Consider the following 14,937-nt stretch of genomic DNA (forward strand, 5'->3'; position numbering starts at 1 on the left):
AGGCGTAACGTATCAGGCCCGATGATAAACAGCCCCGCTATGCGGGGCTGTTTGGTATTTGACCAGAAGAGCTGATGCGCTTCCCTAAGAAAGCGAGTATCGCTGTCAATACTCATGACAGAACAGGGGCAGGAAGAAATAACCGGCTCATCATTACCGTGTTTATCCGACACGGCGAAAACCCGATCGCACACTGAGGCTGCACCGCAAGGGATACCACGTCATCACGCCGCTCTGGCAGCCCCACAGGGGCTTACGCTATACTACCCGTTGAATTTTCAGGCTTCCTTCGCTACTGGCCTGTAATCATAGTGTTTTCACACAATAATCAACTGCCCTTCCGAGGATCTGGCCTCCAGGCCGGATAAGATATGTTAAACAGTATTCTACTGATACTTGCTCTCATCGCCGTTAGTGCGTTTTTCTCGTTATCGGAGATTTCGCTGGCGGCATCGCGAAAGATCAAACTTAAACTGCTGGCCGACGATGGCAACATCAACGCCATGCGCATCCTGAAGATGCAGGAAAACCCCGGCACCTTCTTCACTGTGGTACAGATTGGCCTTAACGCCGTTGCTATTCTTGGCGGTATTATCGGGGACGCGGCCTTCTCGCCGGCGTTTCGCAGCATTCTCGATAACTTTATGGCACCGGAACTGGCCGAGCAGCTCAGCTTTATTATCTCCTTCACCCTTGTTACCAGCCTGTTCATCCTGTTCGCTGACCTCACCCCGAAACGCATCGGTATGATTGCGCCAGAAGCCGTGGCTTTGCGCATCATCAACCCGATGCGCTTCTGCCTGTTCGTCTTCCGGCCGCTGGTGTGGTTCTTTAACGGCATGGCTAACATCATTTTCCGCATCTTTAAGCTGCCGATGGTGCGTAAAGACGACATCACCTCCGACGATATCTACGCGGTGGTAGAAGCCGGTGCGCTGGCGGGGGTACTGCGCAAGCAGGAGCATGAGCTGATTGAGAACGTGTTCGAGCTGGAATCGCGCACCGTGCCCTCCTCCATGACCTCGCGTGAGAACATCATCTGGTTCGATCTGCATGAGGACGAACAGAGCCTGAAGAATAAGGTTGCCGAGCACCCGCACTCCAAGTTCCTGGTGTGCAACGCGGATATCGACCATATCGTCGGCTATGTAGACTCCAAAGAGCTGCTGAACCGCGTACTGGGCAACCAGAGCCTGAAACTCAACAGCGGCGTGCAGATCCGCAACACGCTCATCGTGCCAGACACCCTTACGCTGTCCGAGGCGCTGGAAAGCTTCAAAACCGCCGGCGAAGACTTCGCGGTGATCATGAATGAGTACGCGCTGGTGGTCGGTATCATCACGCTGAATGACGTAATGACCACGCTGATGGGTGACCTGGTCGGCCAGGGCATGGAAGAGCAGATTGTGGCCCGCGATGAGAACTCATGGCTGGTGGAAGGCGGTACGCCGATTGACGACGTGATGCGCGTGCTGGATATCGACGACTTCCCGCAGTCCGGCAATTACGAAACCATCGGCGGCTTTATGATGTTCATGCTGCGCAAAATCCCGAAACGTACCGACTCGGTGAAGTTCTCGGGCTATAAGTTCGAAGTGGTGGACATCGATAACTTCCGTATCGATCAGCTGCTGGTGACCCGGCTTGATAACAAGCCCGCGGCCCTGACGCCTAAGCTGCCGGACGCCAGTCACGACGCCTGACCCTGAAAACATCAACGGCCCCATCGCGGGGCCGTTTTGTTTTACTGCTGTTTACCGCATAGCACGTTGTGGTTACGCCATCTCAGTGTGCAGACGCGTAACCTGACGGTTAACTTCAGACATGACAGACAGATGCTGTTTGTCTTTCACTTTCGGGATAAGGATCTTGCCCTTATCGAACTCAAAAGCGCCTACGTCCTTGATGTATAACCGTCCACGGAACAGGATTTTCACGTACTTCGCCACCTGCAGTGGGTTGTACCGTTGGAAGATTTTCACTTTTTTTACTCCTGCTTAGTATTACGCCTCAAGCGGAGCCACACTCGGTCCGACAGGGATGGGCGCAAAATTTATAGCCAAATGACTATAGACCACAAAACTCAGGAGACACAGTCTCCAGCAGTTTATTTACCTTTTGATGACAGTAATTAAGAATATTCTTTTCAGTTCTAAAGTTAAGCCAGGATAAGGCACGCTTTTTGTGCTGTTCTGTGCGTTTGTACGCAAACTGGCATCACGCTTGCGGGAAAAGCGGCGGGAAAGCACTTATGCTTCAATAAGGTCGGCGAGTGGTCCGATCACTTATTCAACAATAAAATGGAGTCAACCATGATCCTGCGCGGAACTCTGGTCGTTACCCTGCTACTGATGCCGCTGCTGGCCTCGGCGCACAACTTTCAACAGAACCAGCGGGTCGCTCCTGTCGGCATCAACGACAGAGGGGAGCTGCTGCTGGATAACAATAAGTTTAGCTACAAAACCTGGAATAGCGCGCAGCTGCCAGGGAAAGTTCGCGTGCTGCTTCACATGGCGGGAAGAACCTCAGCCAAAGAGAAGAACGCCGGCGTGATTGAAGCGATCAAAGCGGCAAATTTGCCACACGATAAGTACCAGACCACCACCATTGTGAATACCGACGACGTGATCCCGGGCTCAGGCATGTTTGTGCGTAGCGCGCTGGAGAGCAATAAAAAGCAGTTCCCGTGGTCGCAGATCGTGGTCGATGAAAACGGCGCGGCGCGAGGAGCGTGGCAGCTGGAGGAGGAAGGCTCCGCGGTCGTGGTGCTGGATAAAGACGGCCGCGTACAGTTTGCGAAAGACGGCGGCCTGACCCAGGCGGAAGTGCAGCAGGTGGTCAGCCTGCTGCATACGTTGCTCAGTAAATAGAGACCCGGAAGCCGGGGTTCAGGAACGATTCACGCGGCGTATAATCCAGGGTTTTCCCCTGCCAGTCGTGAACCTGCGCCCCGGCGGCTACCGCCACGGCATGGCCTGCGGCGGTATCCCAGATGTTGGTCGGCCCGAAGCGCGGATAGAGCTGCGCTTCGCCCTCCGCCACCAGGCAAAACTTCAGCGACGAGCCAACGCTGGTGGTCTGGTGCTCGCCAAGCTGCTGGAGATACTCTTTCATTTCATCGTCACCGCCGTGAGAGCGGCTGACCACCACGCGCGGCGGCCGCGCATCGCGCACCTGAATCTCCTTGCGCACGCCGCACTCCTCTTTCCACGCCTTGCCATCTGCGGCAGCGTAGAGCGTATTGGGCACCGGGGCATAGACCACGCCCATCACCGGTTTCCCCGCGTCGATCAGCGCAATATTGACGGTGAACTCCCCGTTACGCTTCAAAAACTCTTTTGTTCCGTCGAGCGGGTCCACCAGCCAGTAGCGGGTCCAGTGCTGACGCACCTCCCATGCCGGCGGGTCCTCTTCGGAGATAACCGGAATGTCAGCGGCCAGACGCTGCAACCCGCTGACAATAATACGGTGGGCCGCGATGTCCGCTGCGGTAACCGGCGAGTCATCGGATTTACTGGTGGCATCCAGCGGTTTCTCCCCCTGGTAGACCTGCATGATGGCGTCCCCCGCCTCACGCGCCAGCTGGCAAATTTGTTCTAACATCGTCCACCTCGTCTTGTGCCGCAGCCATCAGGGGCCGCTTATGAATAACTCATTGTTTTTGCGTCATAGTTTTTTTATATCGTATTGCGCCTGAATACGCTATCTGTGAACTGTTCCAGATTACCGCCGTCGCTTTTCTGGCAGCATTCACACTTTTGTAAGCAATCGTCTGTAAGTACATAATTTTCTGTGGCTCAGATCGAAAAAAGGACCCTTCTCATGATCAAGTTTAGCGTAACGCTCCTTGCCACGCTGATTGCCGGGAGCGTGCATGCCGCGACCGTCGATCTGCGCATTCTGGAAACCACCGACCTTCACAGTAACATGATGGATTTCGATTACTACAAGGATGCCCCGACCGAAAAGTTCGGGCTGGTCAGAACGGCGACGCTGATTAACGCCGCGCGTGCGGAAGCGACAAACAGCGTGCTGGTGGACAACGGCGACCTGATCCAGGGCAGTCCGCTCGGCGATTACATGGCGGCAAAAGGCCTTAAGCAGGGGGATATCCACCCGGTGTATAAGGCGCTCAACACGCTGGATTACGCCGTCGGCAACCTCGGTAACCATGAGTTTAACTACGGGCTGGACTACCTGCGTAAGGCGCTGGCAGGCGCCGCGTTCCCTTACGTGAACGCCAACGTTATTGACGTGAAGACCCAGAAGCCGCTGTTCACTCCGTGGATAATCAAAGAGACGCCGGTGAAGGATAAAGACGGCAAAACGCACACCCTGAAAGTGGGCTACATCGGCTTTGTTCCGCCGCAGATCATGACATGGGATAAGGCCAATCTTGAAGGTAAGGTCACGGTTAACGACATCACCGAAAGCGCACGCCGCTACGTGCCAGAGATGCGCGCAAACGGTGCAGACGTTGTGGTAGTGATTGCTCACTCTGGTCTTTCCGCCGAGCCCTACAAAACCCTCGCCGAGAACTCGGTCTACTACCTGAGCGACGTGCCGGGCGTGGACGCGATTCTGTTTGGTCATGCGCATGCGGTCTTCCCCGGCAAAGATTTTGCCAGCATCAAAGGGGCCGACATTGAGAAAGGCACGCTGAACGGCGTACCGGCGGTGATGCCGGGCATGTGGGGCGACCATCTTGGGGTAGTGGATCTGGTGCTCAGCAACGACAGCGGCAGCTGGAAAGTGACGCAGTCAAAAGCCGAAGCGCGCCCCATCTACGATGCGGCAGCCAAAAAAGCGCTGGTAGCAGAAGATGCCAGCCTGGTGAAAGTGCTGAAAGCGGACCACGACGCGACCCGCGAGTTTGTCAGCCAGCCTATCGGTAAGTCAGCGGACAACATGTACAGCTACCTGTCGCTGGTGCAGGACGACCCGACGGTGCAGGTGGTGAACAACGCCCAGCGCGCCTACGTCGAGCACTTTATTCAGGGCGATCCGGACCTGGCAAACCTGCCGGTGCTGACCGCGGCCGCGCCGTTTAAAGCGGGCGGGCGCAAAAACGACCCGGCCAGCTTCGTGGAAGTGGAGAAGGGCCAACTGACCTTCCGCAACGCCGCCGATCTCTATCTCTACCCCAACACCCTGGTAGTGATGAAGGTCACCGGGCAGGAGGTCAAAGACTGGCTGGAGTGCTCTGCCGGCCAGTTCAATCAGATTGATATCCACAGCAGCGCGCCCCAGTCGCTGATCAACTGGGACGGTTTCCGCACCTACAACTTCGATGTGATTGACGGCGTCAACTACCAGATTGACGTCACCCAGCCGGCAAAGTATGACGGCGAGTGTCAGGTGGTGAACCCCCAGGCGGAGCGTATCAAGCAACTGACGTTTAACGGCAAGCCGATCGATCTCAACGCGACCTTCCTGGTCGCCACCAACAACTACCGGGCTTACGGCGGCAAGTTCGCGGGCACCGGCGACAGCCATATTGCCTTTGCGTCCCCGGATGAGAACCGCGCGGTGCTGGCGGCGTGGATAGGTGCAGAGACGAAACGCGTCGGTGAAATTCACCCGGCGGCGGACAACAACTGGCGACTGGCGCCGATACACAGCGATACCCCGCTGGATATCCGCTTCGAAACCTCACCGGGTGAGAAGGCCGCGGCGTTTATCAGCACGCACGCCCAGTATCCGATGAAAAAAGTCGCCACCGACGACATCGGCTTCGCTATCTATCAGCTTGATTTGCAGAACGCGAAGCCGTAATCACGCGATGTCTGCCTCACACCGGTGAGGCGGCGTTACGAAGGGCTGTCAGCACTGGCTGGCGGCCCTTTTTTTGGCTCAGGAGAGTGGCTGTGCTCATTTTCCTCACTTACCTTCAGGGCCATGATAACCCTGAAGAAACCCGCGCGCCTTTCCTCTACATCCCCTCGGTAAAGTCCCATAACCTAAACCGCAGTCCCGATGAGCCACTATACTGACCTGTGCAGCACGCATTTATCTGTGAGGCTGCCATACGGTTAATGACCTGGCACCAACCCTACCCAAGGCCATCAGGAGAACAACATGCATAAGAGTAAAACCTTGAAAACACTGCTTACCGCATCGGCAGTGGCCGCTATGTTCAGCACCGTCGGCGTACAGGCTCAGACCCCAGCGAGCGCCGGGCAGAATGAGGCCGCAGGCCAGACCGCATCAAACGACAAACTCAGCGCCGGGGACGAAAAAGCGCTGAAAGACATGGCCCAGGCCAATATCAATGAAGTCGCCGCCGGTAAAATCGCGCTGAGCAAAGCCCAAAGCAGCGACGTTAAAGCCTTTGCGCAGAAGATGATCGATGACCACAGCGCTGCCCTGAATAAAGTCCAGGCGGTCGCCCAGAAAAAAGGGGTAACGCTGCCGACCGAGCCGGACGACAAGCATAAAGCCATGGCCGCTACGCTGGAAAAAGAGAGCGGTGAGGCGTTTGACAAGATGTATATGGAAAATGCCGGCACCAAAGATCACAAGATGGTGCTGTCAACCCTGAAGAGTGATGCCATGAACATCAAGGATCCGGACGTGAAGGCGCTGGCTGACGAGCATACGCCGGTTGTTGAGCAGCACCTGAAGTCCGCTGAAGAGATGAAAATGACGTCAGGGAAGTAACCCGCACGCTTGTTGGGCACGCGTCCCTGCAACCGGGATGTTGACCACAACCTGTTGCAGGGCGTTACGGCGAAGGACCGCCGTTGACAATCAACAGACCAGGCGGGCAGCAAGCGCGTGATGGATATCCTCACCTCGCGCCTCAGGCCGCGTCCTTCCCTTCCCGCTGCTGCCGTGCGGCCATCACCTCCGGCAGATTCACTTCGATCCAGTCTGCCAGCACGGCGACCTTTTCACTGACCTGCTGTCCGGCCGGGGTCAGACTATACTCCACGTGCGGCGGCACGACCGGATACGCGACGCGATCCACGAAACCATCCATCTCCAGCCATTGCAGGGTCTGCGCCAGCATCTTTTCGCTCACCCCGCCGATACGACGACGCAGATCGCTGAAACGCAGCGTGCCATCGCGCAGTGCGACGAGGATCAACACGCCCCAGCGGCTGGTGACGTGTTTAAGGACATCCCGGGAGGGGCATTCACCGGCAAAGAGATTGCCGGTGCGCAGTTGTTCCGTGAGCGACGGGGTCATAGATACTTACCTTTTTGTACGTACTTACTAAAAGTTAGTTTGGTTGCTATTGTGCCATAACACTCACCTGACACAAAGGACATCACCATGATCGCCATTACCGGAGCAACCGGCCATCTGGGCCAGCTCGTTATCGAAAAACTGCTCACCACCGTCAACCCACAGGAGATTGTCGCCATCGTCCGCAACCCGGCAAAAGCCCAGGCGCTGAGCGACAAAGGCGTGCTGGTACGCAGCGGGGACTACAGCGACAGCGCCGCGCTGGCGCTGGCATTACAGGGCGTGGAAAAACTGCTGCTCATCTCCTCCAGCGAAGTGGGCCAGCGCACCGGCCAGCACCGCAACGTGATCGAGGCGGCCAAAGCGGCGGGCGTTAAGCTCATCGCTTATACCAGCCTGCTGCACGCCGACACCTCCCCGCTCGGTCTGGCGGCGGAACATGTGGAAACCGAAGCGATGCTGGCGGCGTCAGGCATCCCGACGGTGCTGCTGCGCAACGGCTGGTACACCGAGAACTATCTGGCAAGCGTGCCGCCGGCGCTTGAGCACGGCGTGTTTATCGGCAGCGCCGGCGAGGGCGCTATCGCTTCGGCACCCCGGGCCGACTACGCCGACGCCGCGGCACGCGTGCTGACGCTCGATGACCAGGAAGGGAAGATCTATGAGCTGGCAGGCGATGAGGCCTGGACCCTGAGCGAACTGTGCGCCACGCTGAGCACCCTGAGCGGCAAAAACGTGGCGTACCAGGATCTCCCCGAGGCGGATTTTGCTGCGGCGCTGGTGGGCGCGGGCCTGCCCGAAGGCTTTGCGGCACTGCTGGCGGACTCCGACGCGGGCGCGGCAAAAGGCGGTCTGTTTGATGACAGCCATCAGCTTAGCGCGCTGCTTGGCCGCCCCACCACGCCGCTTATCGACAGCCTGAAAGCCATGGTGTGATCCTCTGGCAGCCTGCCAGTTCAGGCAGGCTGCCAGGCCGTCCGTTGTCCGCTATGATTGCGCCGTGGCGCCCCGCCACGGTAAAAAAATAACAGGCAACAAGGACGCAAAATGAAAGCAATAGTAGTGGCAGGCTCCCTTCTTCTGGCTTCCGGCAGCGCGCTGGCAATGAGCTGCGATAATCCGCGTAGCGCTTACGATATGACCTACTGTGCCGCCCTCGAGATGGTGCAGAGCGACCGCGAGCTCAACGAGCAGTACAAAAAAACCATGGGTACCCTCAACGCCGACCAGAAAAAAACGCTGAAAAGCGCGCAGATTGGCTGGCTGAAGGTACGCGATAACGCCTGCGCAGAAGACTCCACCCTGCTACTTGGCTGCGTTAATGAGAAGATGGCGGCGCGCATCGATCTGCTGAAGCGGATTGAACGGGAATGCAGTAACGCCGGTTGCGACAGCGCCCAGCTCTCCCGCATCGAATAAGCCTTGCGCCTCCTGTCGGGAGGCGTTTCCCCCCTTAGCGTTAATAATTTGTTAACACCGGACGGATGGATTCCTATAATGGGTTCATCAACCAAGGGGGTGACGGTGCAAGGCGTTCCTGAACAGTTTACCGACGAGCGCGATCGCGCGCGCTTTCGCCTGCTGCCGCACCTGCCCGGCGTCGAGCTTTACCACGCCCATATCGCCCAGCACAGCTTTGAGCCGCACACCCATGAAGCCTTCGGCATTGGCGCTATCGAAAGCGGCGCCGAGCGCTTTCGCTACCGGGGCGTGCAGCATATCGCCTCCACCCACTCGCTGCTGACCATGAACCCGGATGAGCTGCATACCGGCAAAGCCCTCACCGACGACGGCTGGCGCTACCGCATGATCTACCTTGAGCCAACCGTGCTTGAGCAGGTTACCGGGGCGAAGAACTGGTGGTTCGATGCGGTAGAGCGCCACGATCCGCAGCGTGCGCTGCTGATTAGCCAGTGCATCAACAGCCTGTGGTACTACGACGATCCGCTGGCCCAGCAGAGCATCCTGCTGGATCTGATCGGAACCTTCCTCCCTTACGCGCGGCATGCCCCGACCTCCGGCGCGTCCACGACGCCGCGTTTTGAGCGGGTGCGCGACTACCTGCACAATAACTATGCCCGCTCGCTTACTCTGGAGGAGATTGCCCAGGTGGCGGCGTTGAGTCCGTGGCACTTCCTGCGTCAGTTTAAGGCCCGGTTCCACGTGACGCCGCACCAGATGCTGATGGCGATTCGCCTGTGGCGCGCCAAGCTGTTTCTGGCGCAGGGCATGCCGGCCGCAACGGTGGCAGCCGCCACCGGTCTGACCGACCAGTCCCACCTCACCCGCGCCTTTACCCGGCGCTACGGCATTACGCCGGTGCGCTATCAGAAGCAGGTAGTCGGTAAGGCAGTGCGCAATCTGGTACAAGAAACGCCCTCTTCACTGCCCTACACTCCCTCCCTCATCACCAGAGGCGGAAAATGAATGTTACGTGGCGTGCTGTATGCCCTGCTGGCAGGGTTAATGTGGGGCCTGATCTTCGTCGGCCCGCTGATCGTTCCTGACTACCCGGCGGTACTGCAATCCACCGGGCGTTATCTGGCGCTTGGGCTGATTGCCATCCCCCTCGCCTGGCTTGGCAGGGCGCGCCTGCGCCAGCTGGCACCGCGCGACTGGCTGACGGCGCTGGCGCTGACCATGGCGGGCAACCTTATCTACTACCTGTGCCTGGCGAGCGCCATTCAGCGCACCGGTGCGCCGGTCTCTACCATGATTATCGGGACGCTGCCGGTGGTAATCCCGGTGTTCGCCAATCTGCTCTATCGCCAGCGTGACGGGCACCTGCCGTGGCGGCGTCTGGCACCGTCGCTGGGCATCATCGCCGTGGGCATTCTGCTGGTGAACCACGCGGAGTCCACCCGCGGGACGGGAGACACCGACACCTGGCGCTACCTGAGCGGTGTCGCGCTGGCGTTTATTGCGGTGGCATGCTGGGCCTGGTATGCGCTGCGTAACGCCCGCTGGCTGCGTGAGCATCCGGATAAGCACCCGATGATGTGGGCCACGGCGCAGGCGCTGGTCACCCTGCCGGTGTCGCTGGCGGGCTATGCGGCGGCCTGTGTCTGGCTGGCGGCGGAGGGCAACGGCTTCAGCCTGCCGTTTGGGCCGCGTCCGGGGGTGTTCATCGGACTGATGCTGGCGATTGCGGTGCTCTGCTCGTGGGTCGGGGCGCTGTGCTGGAACGTGGCGAGCCAGCGTCTGCCGACGGTGATCCTCGGGCCGCTGATCGTGTTTGAAACCCTCGCGGGGCTGCTTTACACCTTCCTGCTGCGTCAGAGCCTGCCTCCGTTAACGGCGGCCTGTGGCATCGGGCTGTTGGTGGTGGGCGTGGTGATTGCCGTGCGGGCGAAACCGGTGCAAAGCGTGGTGCCGACCGGGAAAGAGGATGCCGCTACCGGGAAGTAGCGGCACCTGTTCCGCCCGTGCAGGCGGAACGTTCAGCGGGGATTAGAAGGTTTCCCAGTTCGCATCGCCCGGACCTGCCGGGGCGGCGACCAGCGGCTTCTTCAGATCCGGTCGCACCAGCTCGCTGCGCACGGCGGCGGCAGCCTGGCTACGGCTGACCTTAAACACCGCGACCGCCTGGCTCAGACGGCTGGCCTGATCTTCCAGCGCAGCGGCGGCGGAAGCGGATTCTTCCACCAGCGAGGCGTTCTGCTGGGTCACTTTATCCATCTCGGAGACCGCCTGACCCACCTGGTCGATACCGCGGCTCTGCTCATCGGAAGCGGAGGCGATTTCACCCATGATATCGGTGACGCGGGTTACCGCCGCCACGATCTCTTTCATGGTATCCCCGGCTTCACGCACCAGATCGGTACCGGCATCAACGCGGGAACCGGAGGCTTCGATCAGCGTTTTGATCTCTTTCGCGGCCTGGGCGCTGCGGCTTGCCAGGGTACGCACTTCGCCTGCTACCACGGCGAAGCCACGGCCTTGTTCACCGGCACGTGCGGCTTCCACCGCTGCGTTCAGCGCCAGAATGTTGGTCTGGAACGCGATGCCGTCGATAACATTGGTGATCTGCGCGATCTGGCTGGAGCTGGAGGCAATCTCGTTCATGGTACGCACCACGCCTTCTACCACTTTGCCGCCCTTGCCGGCGGTTTCTGAGGCATTCAGCGCCAGCTGGGTCGCCTGACGCGCATTGTCGGCGTTCTGCTTCACGGTGGCAGTCAGCTGCTCCATGCTGGCGGCGGTCTCTTCCAGCGAGGCAGCCTGCTGCTCGGTACGCGAGGAGAGGTCGTTGCTGCCTGCGGAGATTTCACCCGCGCCGGTGAAGATGGTGTCGGTGCTGTCGCGTACCGCGCTCACGGTGCGCACCAGCGACTGCTGCATCTCTTTCAGGTTAGAGGAGAGCAGGCTCATTTCGTTGCGGCCCGCGGCGTCAATCTCTTTTGTCAGATCGCCCGCGGCAATAGTACGGATGTGATCGATAACCTGACGCAGCGGCGCCATCAGCACGCGTTGCAGGCCAATCCAGCTCAGGACAATGACCGCGACAACGATCAGCATAATCGCGCTCAGGCCCCAGATCATGCTGCGGAAGCCCTCTTCGTTCTCGATCATGCCCTTTTCAGCCATTTTGGTCTGGGCCTCGCGCCATTCGAGATAGACATCCTGCATCGCGTTCTGCTTCTGCTCAGCGTTGAGCTTGAACATTCCTTCGAGCTGGCCGGCTGCCATCAGCTTGTTCATTTCGGTCAGCGTACCGTGATAAATGGCGTATTGCTCTTCGAGATCTTTGCTCAGCTTCAGGTCGATGCCCGGGGTTTCCGGAATGGCGTCGTAGTTTTTGTAATGCTGTTGCGCCTGCGCCAGCAGACGATCGGCGTTTTTCACCAGCGCGTCGAGATCGCCGCCGTTGATAGAGCCCGCCATGCTGCTTTGCAGACGCAGCATCCCGCGGTTCAGGGTGATACGGGCCTGGTTAAGCGAAATCCAGGCATCGGTGAATTCAGTCACGTTGTTGCTGGAGATCTGCGACAGCGAGAAGTTGTCTTTGTCTTTATTCAGGGCGCTGAGAAACAGCCCGCCCGAGATTAATTGCAGCGAGCCTAAAACGGCCAGCACCAAAATTAACATGGTGATAACTTTAATTTGCTTGAACATGGTTAACCTTATGGATACGCAGGATATTGTCTTCACAGGTTATATCGGCAAAATATGATATATGTTTAATCGTCACCTCCTGAAATTATCGAAAATATCTTAACTATCAATGAATTAAAATTTATTATTTTTTGCGACATACGTCACAATTTTAATTAAGTCCGATTTTCGCTTGTTTTAGCCTGCGTTATTTATTCAGCCTGCGATGTGGTTTATTCATTCTTTATGATGCGCTGTAAGATTTAACAAATCAGACCAGCTCATAACCTATTGGTAATAAATAAAAAACCTGGCATTAACTTAAGAAAAAAAGCGGCTTCTGCCCCAAAAGAGGGATAGCGCGCGCCTAAAGATGTATTTAAAATACATCTTATATTGTTACTCATGAGGTATCCGCGATGAACTACCGTGACTGCTCTTTAGGGGAACTGGCGCTGAGTATTCCCCGCGCTTCGGCGCTGTTTCGTCAATACGATCTGGACTTTTGCTGCGGTGGAAAGCAGACCCTGCTAAAAGCGGCTACCCGCCAGAATCTGGACCTGGAGGCGATCGAAGCCGGGCTGGCGGCGCTCGCCACCGTACCGCTGGAGAAAGACTGGCGCAGCGCCCCGCTGCCCGAGATCATCGACCACATTATCGTGCGCTATCACGATCGCCATCGTGAGCAGCTGCCTGAGCTGATCCTGCAGGCCGGCAAAGTGGAGCGGGTGCATGCTAATAAAGAGACCGTGCCGCGCGGGCTGACCAAATACCTCACCATGCTGTACGAGGAGCTGACCAGCCACATGATGAAAGAGGAGCGTATCCTGTTCCCGATGATTAAGCAGGGGATGGGCAGCCAGGCCGGCGGGCCGGTGAGCGTGATGGAGAGTGAACACGACGAGGCGGGCGAGCTGATTGAGGTGATCAAGCACACCACCAACAACGTGACGCCGCCGGAGGATGCCTGCACCACCTGGCGTGCCCTGTATATCGGCATCAACGAGATGATTGACGATCTGATGAACCACATCAGTCTGGAGAACAACGTCCTGTTCCCACGTGCCCTCGCAGGGGAATAAAAAAAGGTGCCCGAGAGCACCCTGATTCATGGAAGTTTATGGCCGCATACCCGCGGCCACTTTTTTATTTACCCATGCGGGCGAGGCGCTTTTTGCCGATGAACCACCAGCACAGCCCCAACACGATGAACCACAGCGGTGTGACCATCAGTGCCTGACGCGTATCGGCTTCCAGCGTCAGCAGCACGATAACGAAGGCAAAGAACGCCATGCACACCCAGCTCATCACAATACCCAGCGGCATTTTATAGATGGATTTCGCGTGGAGCTCCGGGCGCTGTTTACGGTAAACCAGGTAGGAGCACATGATGATGGTCCAGACGAACATAAACAGGATCGCCGATACCGTGGTCACCATCGTGAAGACCTTGATCACGTCCGGGATGAGGTAAATCAGCACCACGCCGCCCAGCAGGCAGATACAGGAGAAGGTCAGCCCGGTCGCCGGTACCGCACGCTTTGAGAGTACGCCGAAGCTTTTCGGCGCCACGCCATCCTGCGCCAGGCCGTACAGCATACGGCTGGTCGAGAACACGCCGCTGTTAGCCGACGAGGCCGCAGAGGTGAGCACCACGAAGTTGATGATGCTCGCCGCCGCAGGCAGGCCGACCAGCATAAACAGCTCAACGAACGGGCTCTTGTTTGGCACCACCGAGCTCCACGGCGTCACCGACATAATCATGATCAGCGAGAAGACGTAGAACATGATTATGCGAATCGGAATCGAGTTAATGGCGCGCGGCAGAGACTTCTCCGGATCTTTGGTTTCCGCCGCGGTGGTGCCCACCAGCTCAATGCCGACGAAGGCAAATACCGCAATCTGGAAGCCGGCGAAGAAACCGCTGATGCCTTTCGGGAACCAGCCTCCGTCATTCCACAGGTGCGCAAACGAAGCCTCGACGCCGGTCGGCGAGCGGAAGTGCATCAGCACCATCACCAGCCCCACCACAATCAGCGCAACGATGGCGACGATTTTGATCATCGCGAACCAGAACTCCATCTCACCGAACATCTTCACGGTGGCGAGGTTCAGCGAGAGCAGCAGCAGAATTACCGCCAGCGAGGCGATCCAGTCCGAAAGCCCGGGGAACCAGAACTGCGCATAGGCGGTGATCGCCACCACGTCGGCCATGCCGGTCACCACCCAGCAGAACCAGTAGGTCCAGCCGGTGAAGTACCCCGCCCACGGGCCGAGCAGGTCGGCGGCGAAGTCGCTAAAGGATTTGTATTCCAGATTAGAGAGCAGCAGTTCACCCATCGCGCGCATCACGAAGAAGAGCATGAAGCCGATGATCATATAAACGAAAATGATCGACGGCCCGGCAAGGCTGATGGTTTTTCCGGAGCCCATAAACAGCCCGGTGCCAATTGCCCCGCCGATAGCGATAAGTTGAATGTGCCGGTTTGAAAGGTTGCGACGCAGGGATTGCTCAGCCGGAGCCGTCGCCTCGTCAGCCACTTTAGCCTGATCTACCATGTTTTTTCCTGTACCTGTCTGTGATGTTCAGGCTCTGCTGGCCTGTCATTGTGTTCGATAATGAAGATGTCTGTCTGAGAGCATGTCGATAG

13 protein-coding genes and 1 pseudogene are annotated in these 14,937 nt (G+C 58.0%); 9 read left to right on the forward strand and 5 right to left on the reverse strand.

Annotated features, from left to right (window positions below):
• The first annotated feature begins 371 nt into the window (after nucleotides 1-371).
• On the forward strand, nucleotides 372-1,703 hold the full coding sequence (gene paeA, locus DW58_RS17055) for a polyamine export protein PaeA (RefSeq protein ID WP_024548454.1): 1,332 nt from the start codon (nucleotides 372-374) through the stop codon (nucleotides 1,701-1,703).
• A gap of 72 nt (nucleotides 1,704-1,775) precedes the next feature.
• Here the strand turns inward: paeA and DW58_RS17060 are convergent, their stop codons facing one another.
• Nucleotides 1,776-1,982 (reverse strand): DUF1107 domain-containing protein, encoded by a 207-nt coding sequence (locus DW58_RS17060; protein WP_024548455.1) that lies wholly within the window; start codon nucleotides 1,980-1,982, stop codon nucleotides 1,776-1,778.
• Between the two features lie 330 nt (nucleotides 1,983-2,312).
• On the opposite strand from DW58_RS17060, the gene DW58_RS17065 reads away from it, so the two are divergent.
• Nucleotides 2,313-2,870 (forward strand): YtfJ family protein, encoded by a 558-nt coding sequence (locus DW58_RS17065; RefSeq protein WP_024548456.1) that lies wholly within the window; start codon nucleotides 2,313-2,315, stop codon nucleotides 2,868-2,870.
• Here the strand turns inward: DW58_RS17065 and cysQ are convergent.
• Nucleotides 2,860-3,603: a 3'(2'),5'-bisphosphate nucleotidase CysQ gene (gene cysQ / locus DW58_RS17070; RefSeq protein WP_024548457.1), complete on the reverse strand. Its 744-nt coding sequence runs from the start codon at nucleotides 3,601-3,603 to the stop codon at nucleotides 2,860-2,862. The genes DW58_RS17065 and cysQ overlap by 11 nt on opposite strands.
• A 219-nt stretch (nucleotides 3,604-3,822) precedes the next feature.
• On the opposite strand from cysQ, the gene DW58_RS17075 reads away from it, so the two are divergent.
• Together DW58_RS17075 and DW58_RS17080 are read left to right on the forward strand one after the other, a co-directional pair.
• The gene (locus DW58_RS17075) at nucleotides 3,823-5,775 is read left to right on the forward strand and encodes a bifunctional 2',3'-cyclic-nucleotide 2'-phosphodiesterase/3'-nucleotidase (protein ID WP_024548458.1); all 1,953 of its coding nucleotides are present in this window, start codon (nucleotides 3,823-3,825) and stop codon (nucleotides 5,773-5,775) included.
• 303 nt (nucleotides 5,776-6,078) lie between these two features.
• Entirely contained in the window at nucleotides 6,079-6,660 is a 582-nt protein-coding gene (locus DW58_RS17080) for a DUF4142 domain-containing protein (RefSeq protein WP_024548459.1), read from the forward strand.
• Between the two features lie 142 nt (nucleotides 6,661-6,802).
• Here the strand turns inward: DW58_RS17080 and DW58_RS17085 are convergent, their stop codons facing one another.
• Entirely contained in the window at nucleotides 6,803-7,192 is a 390-nt protein-coding gene (locus DW58_RS17085; RefSeq protein ID WP_024548460.1) for a winged helix-turn-helix transcriptional regulator, read from the reverse strand.
• A gap of 87 nt (nucleotides 7,193-7,279) precedes the next feature.
• Here DW58_RS17085 and DW58_RS17090 point away from each other — a divergent pair, with 87 nt between their 5' ends.
• From DW58_RS17090 to DW58_RS17105, 4 genes and pseudogenes are all read left to right on the forward strand, one after another.
• On the forward strand, nucleotides 7,280-8,128 hold the full coding sequence (locus tag DW58_RS17090) for an SDR family oxidoreductase (protein WP_024562400.1): 849 nt from the start codon (nucleotides 7,280-7,282) through the stop codon (nucleotides 8,126-8,128).
• A 111-nt stretch (nucleotides 8,129-8,239) separates the two neighbouring features.
• Nucleotides 8,240-8,611: a lysozyme inhibitor LprI family protein gene (locus DW58_RS17095; protein ID WP_024548326.1), complete on the forward strand. Its 372-nt coding sequence runs from the start codon at nucleotides 8,240-8,242 to the stop codon at nucleotides 8,609-8,611.
• A gap of 105 nt (nucleotides 8,612-8,716) precedes the next feature.
• Nucleotides 8,717-9,535, forward strand: a pseudogene (locus tag DW58_RS17100) (AraC family transcriptional regulator); the annotation flags it as partial.
• An 84-nt stretch (nucleotides 9,536-9,619) separates the two neighbouring features.
• Complete coding sequence (locus tag DW58_RS17105) at nucleotides 9,620-10,600, forward strand: DMT family transporter (RefSeq protein WP_024548324.1); 981 nt, start codon at nucleotides 9,620-9,622, stop codon at nucleotides 10,598-10,600.
• Between the two features lie 42 nt (nucleotides 10,601-10,642).
• On the opposite strand, the gene DW58_RS17110 is transcribed toward DW58_RS17105, so the two are convergent.
• A complete protein-coding gene (locus tag DW58_RS17110; RefSeq protein ID WP_024548323.1) occupies nucleotides 10,643-12,307 on the reverse strand; it encodes a methyl-accepting chemotaxis protein in 1,665 nt (554 codons plus the stop codon).
• Between the two features lie 398 nt (nucleotides 12,308-12,705).
• Between DW58_RS17110 and ytfE the strand changes: the two genes are divergently transcribed.
• Entirely contained in the window at nucleotides 12,706-13,368 is a 663-nt protein-coding gene (gene ytfE, locus DW58_RS17115; RefSeq protein ID WP_024548322.1) for an iron-sulfur cluster repair protein YtfE, read from the forward strand.
• Between the two features lie 64 nt (nucleotides 13,369-13,432).
• Here ytfE and cycA read toward each other — a convergent pair whose 3' ends face one another.
• A complete protein-coding gene (cycA, locus tag DW58_RS17120) occupies nucleotides 13,433-14,845 on the reverse strand; it encodes a D-serine/D-alanine/glycine transporter (protein ID WP_024548321.1) in 1,413 nt (470 codons plus the stop codon).
• Between the last annotated feature and the right edge of the window lie 92 nt (nucleotides 14,846-14,937).

Source organism: Siccibacter turicensis LMG 23730 (assembly GCF_000463155.2).
GTDB classification, from domain to species: Bacteria; Pseudomonadota; Gammaproteobacteria; order Enterobacterales; family Enterobacteriaceae; genus Siccibacter; species Siccibacter turicensis.

Excerpts from the sequence above, each read along its gene's own strand:
- DW58_RS17065 (WP_024548456.1), top strand. The coding sequence starts at position 2,313 with ATGATCCTGCGCGGAACTCTGGTCGTTACCCTGCTACTGATGCCGCTG.
- DW58_RS17105 (WP_024548324.1), top strand. The coding sequence starts at position 9,620 with ATGTTACGTGGCGTGCTGTATGCCCTGCTGGCAGGGTTAATGTGGGGC.
- DW58_RS17080 (WP_024548459.1), top strand. The coding sequence starts at position 6,079 with ATGCATAAGAGTAAAACCTTGAAAACACTGCTTACCGCATCGGCAGTG.
- DW58_RS17095 (WP_024548326.1), top strand. The coding sequence starts at position 8,240 with ATGAAAGCAATAGTAGTGGCAGGCTCCCTTCTTCTGGCTTCCGGCAGC.
- cycA (WP_024548321.1), bottom strand. The coding sequence starts at position 14,845 with ATGGTAGATCAGGCTAAAGTGGCTGACGAGGCGACGGCTCCGGCTGAG.
- DW58_RS17090 (WP_024562400.1), top strand. The coding sequence starts at position 7,280 with ATGATCGCCATTACCGGAGCAACCGGCCATCTGGGCCAGCTCGTTATC.
- DW58_RS17110 (WP_024548323.1), bottom strand. The coding sequence starts at position 12,307 with ATGTTCAAGCAAATTAAAGTTATCACCATGTTAATTTTGGTGCTGGCC.
- paeA (WP_024548454.1), top strand. The coding sequence starts at position 372 with ATGTTAAACAGTATTCTACTGATACTTGCTCTCATCGCCGTTAGTGCG.
- ytfE (WP_024548322.1), top strand. The coding sequence starts at position 12,706 with ATGAACTACCGTGACTGCTCTTTAGGGGAACTGGCGCTGAGTATTCCC.
- DW58_RS17075 (WP_024548458.1), top strand. The coding sequence starts at position 3,823 with ATGATCAAGTTTAGCGTAACGCTCCTTGCCACGCTGATTGCCGGGAGC.
- cysQ (WP_024548457.1), bottom strand. The coding sequence starts at position 3,603 with ATGTTAGAACAAATTTGCCAGCTGGCGCGTGAGGCGGGGGACGCCATC.
- DW58_RS17085 (WP_024548460.1), bottom strand. The coding sequence starts at position 7,192 with ATGACCCCGTCGCTCACGGAACAACTGCGCACCGGCAATCTCTTTGCC.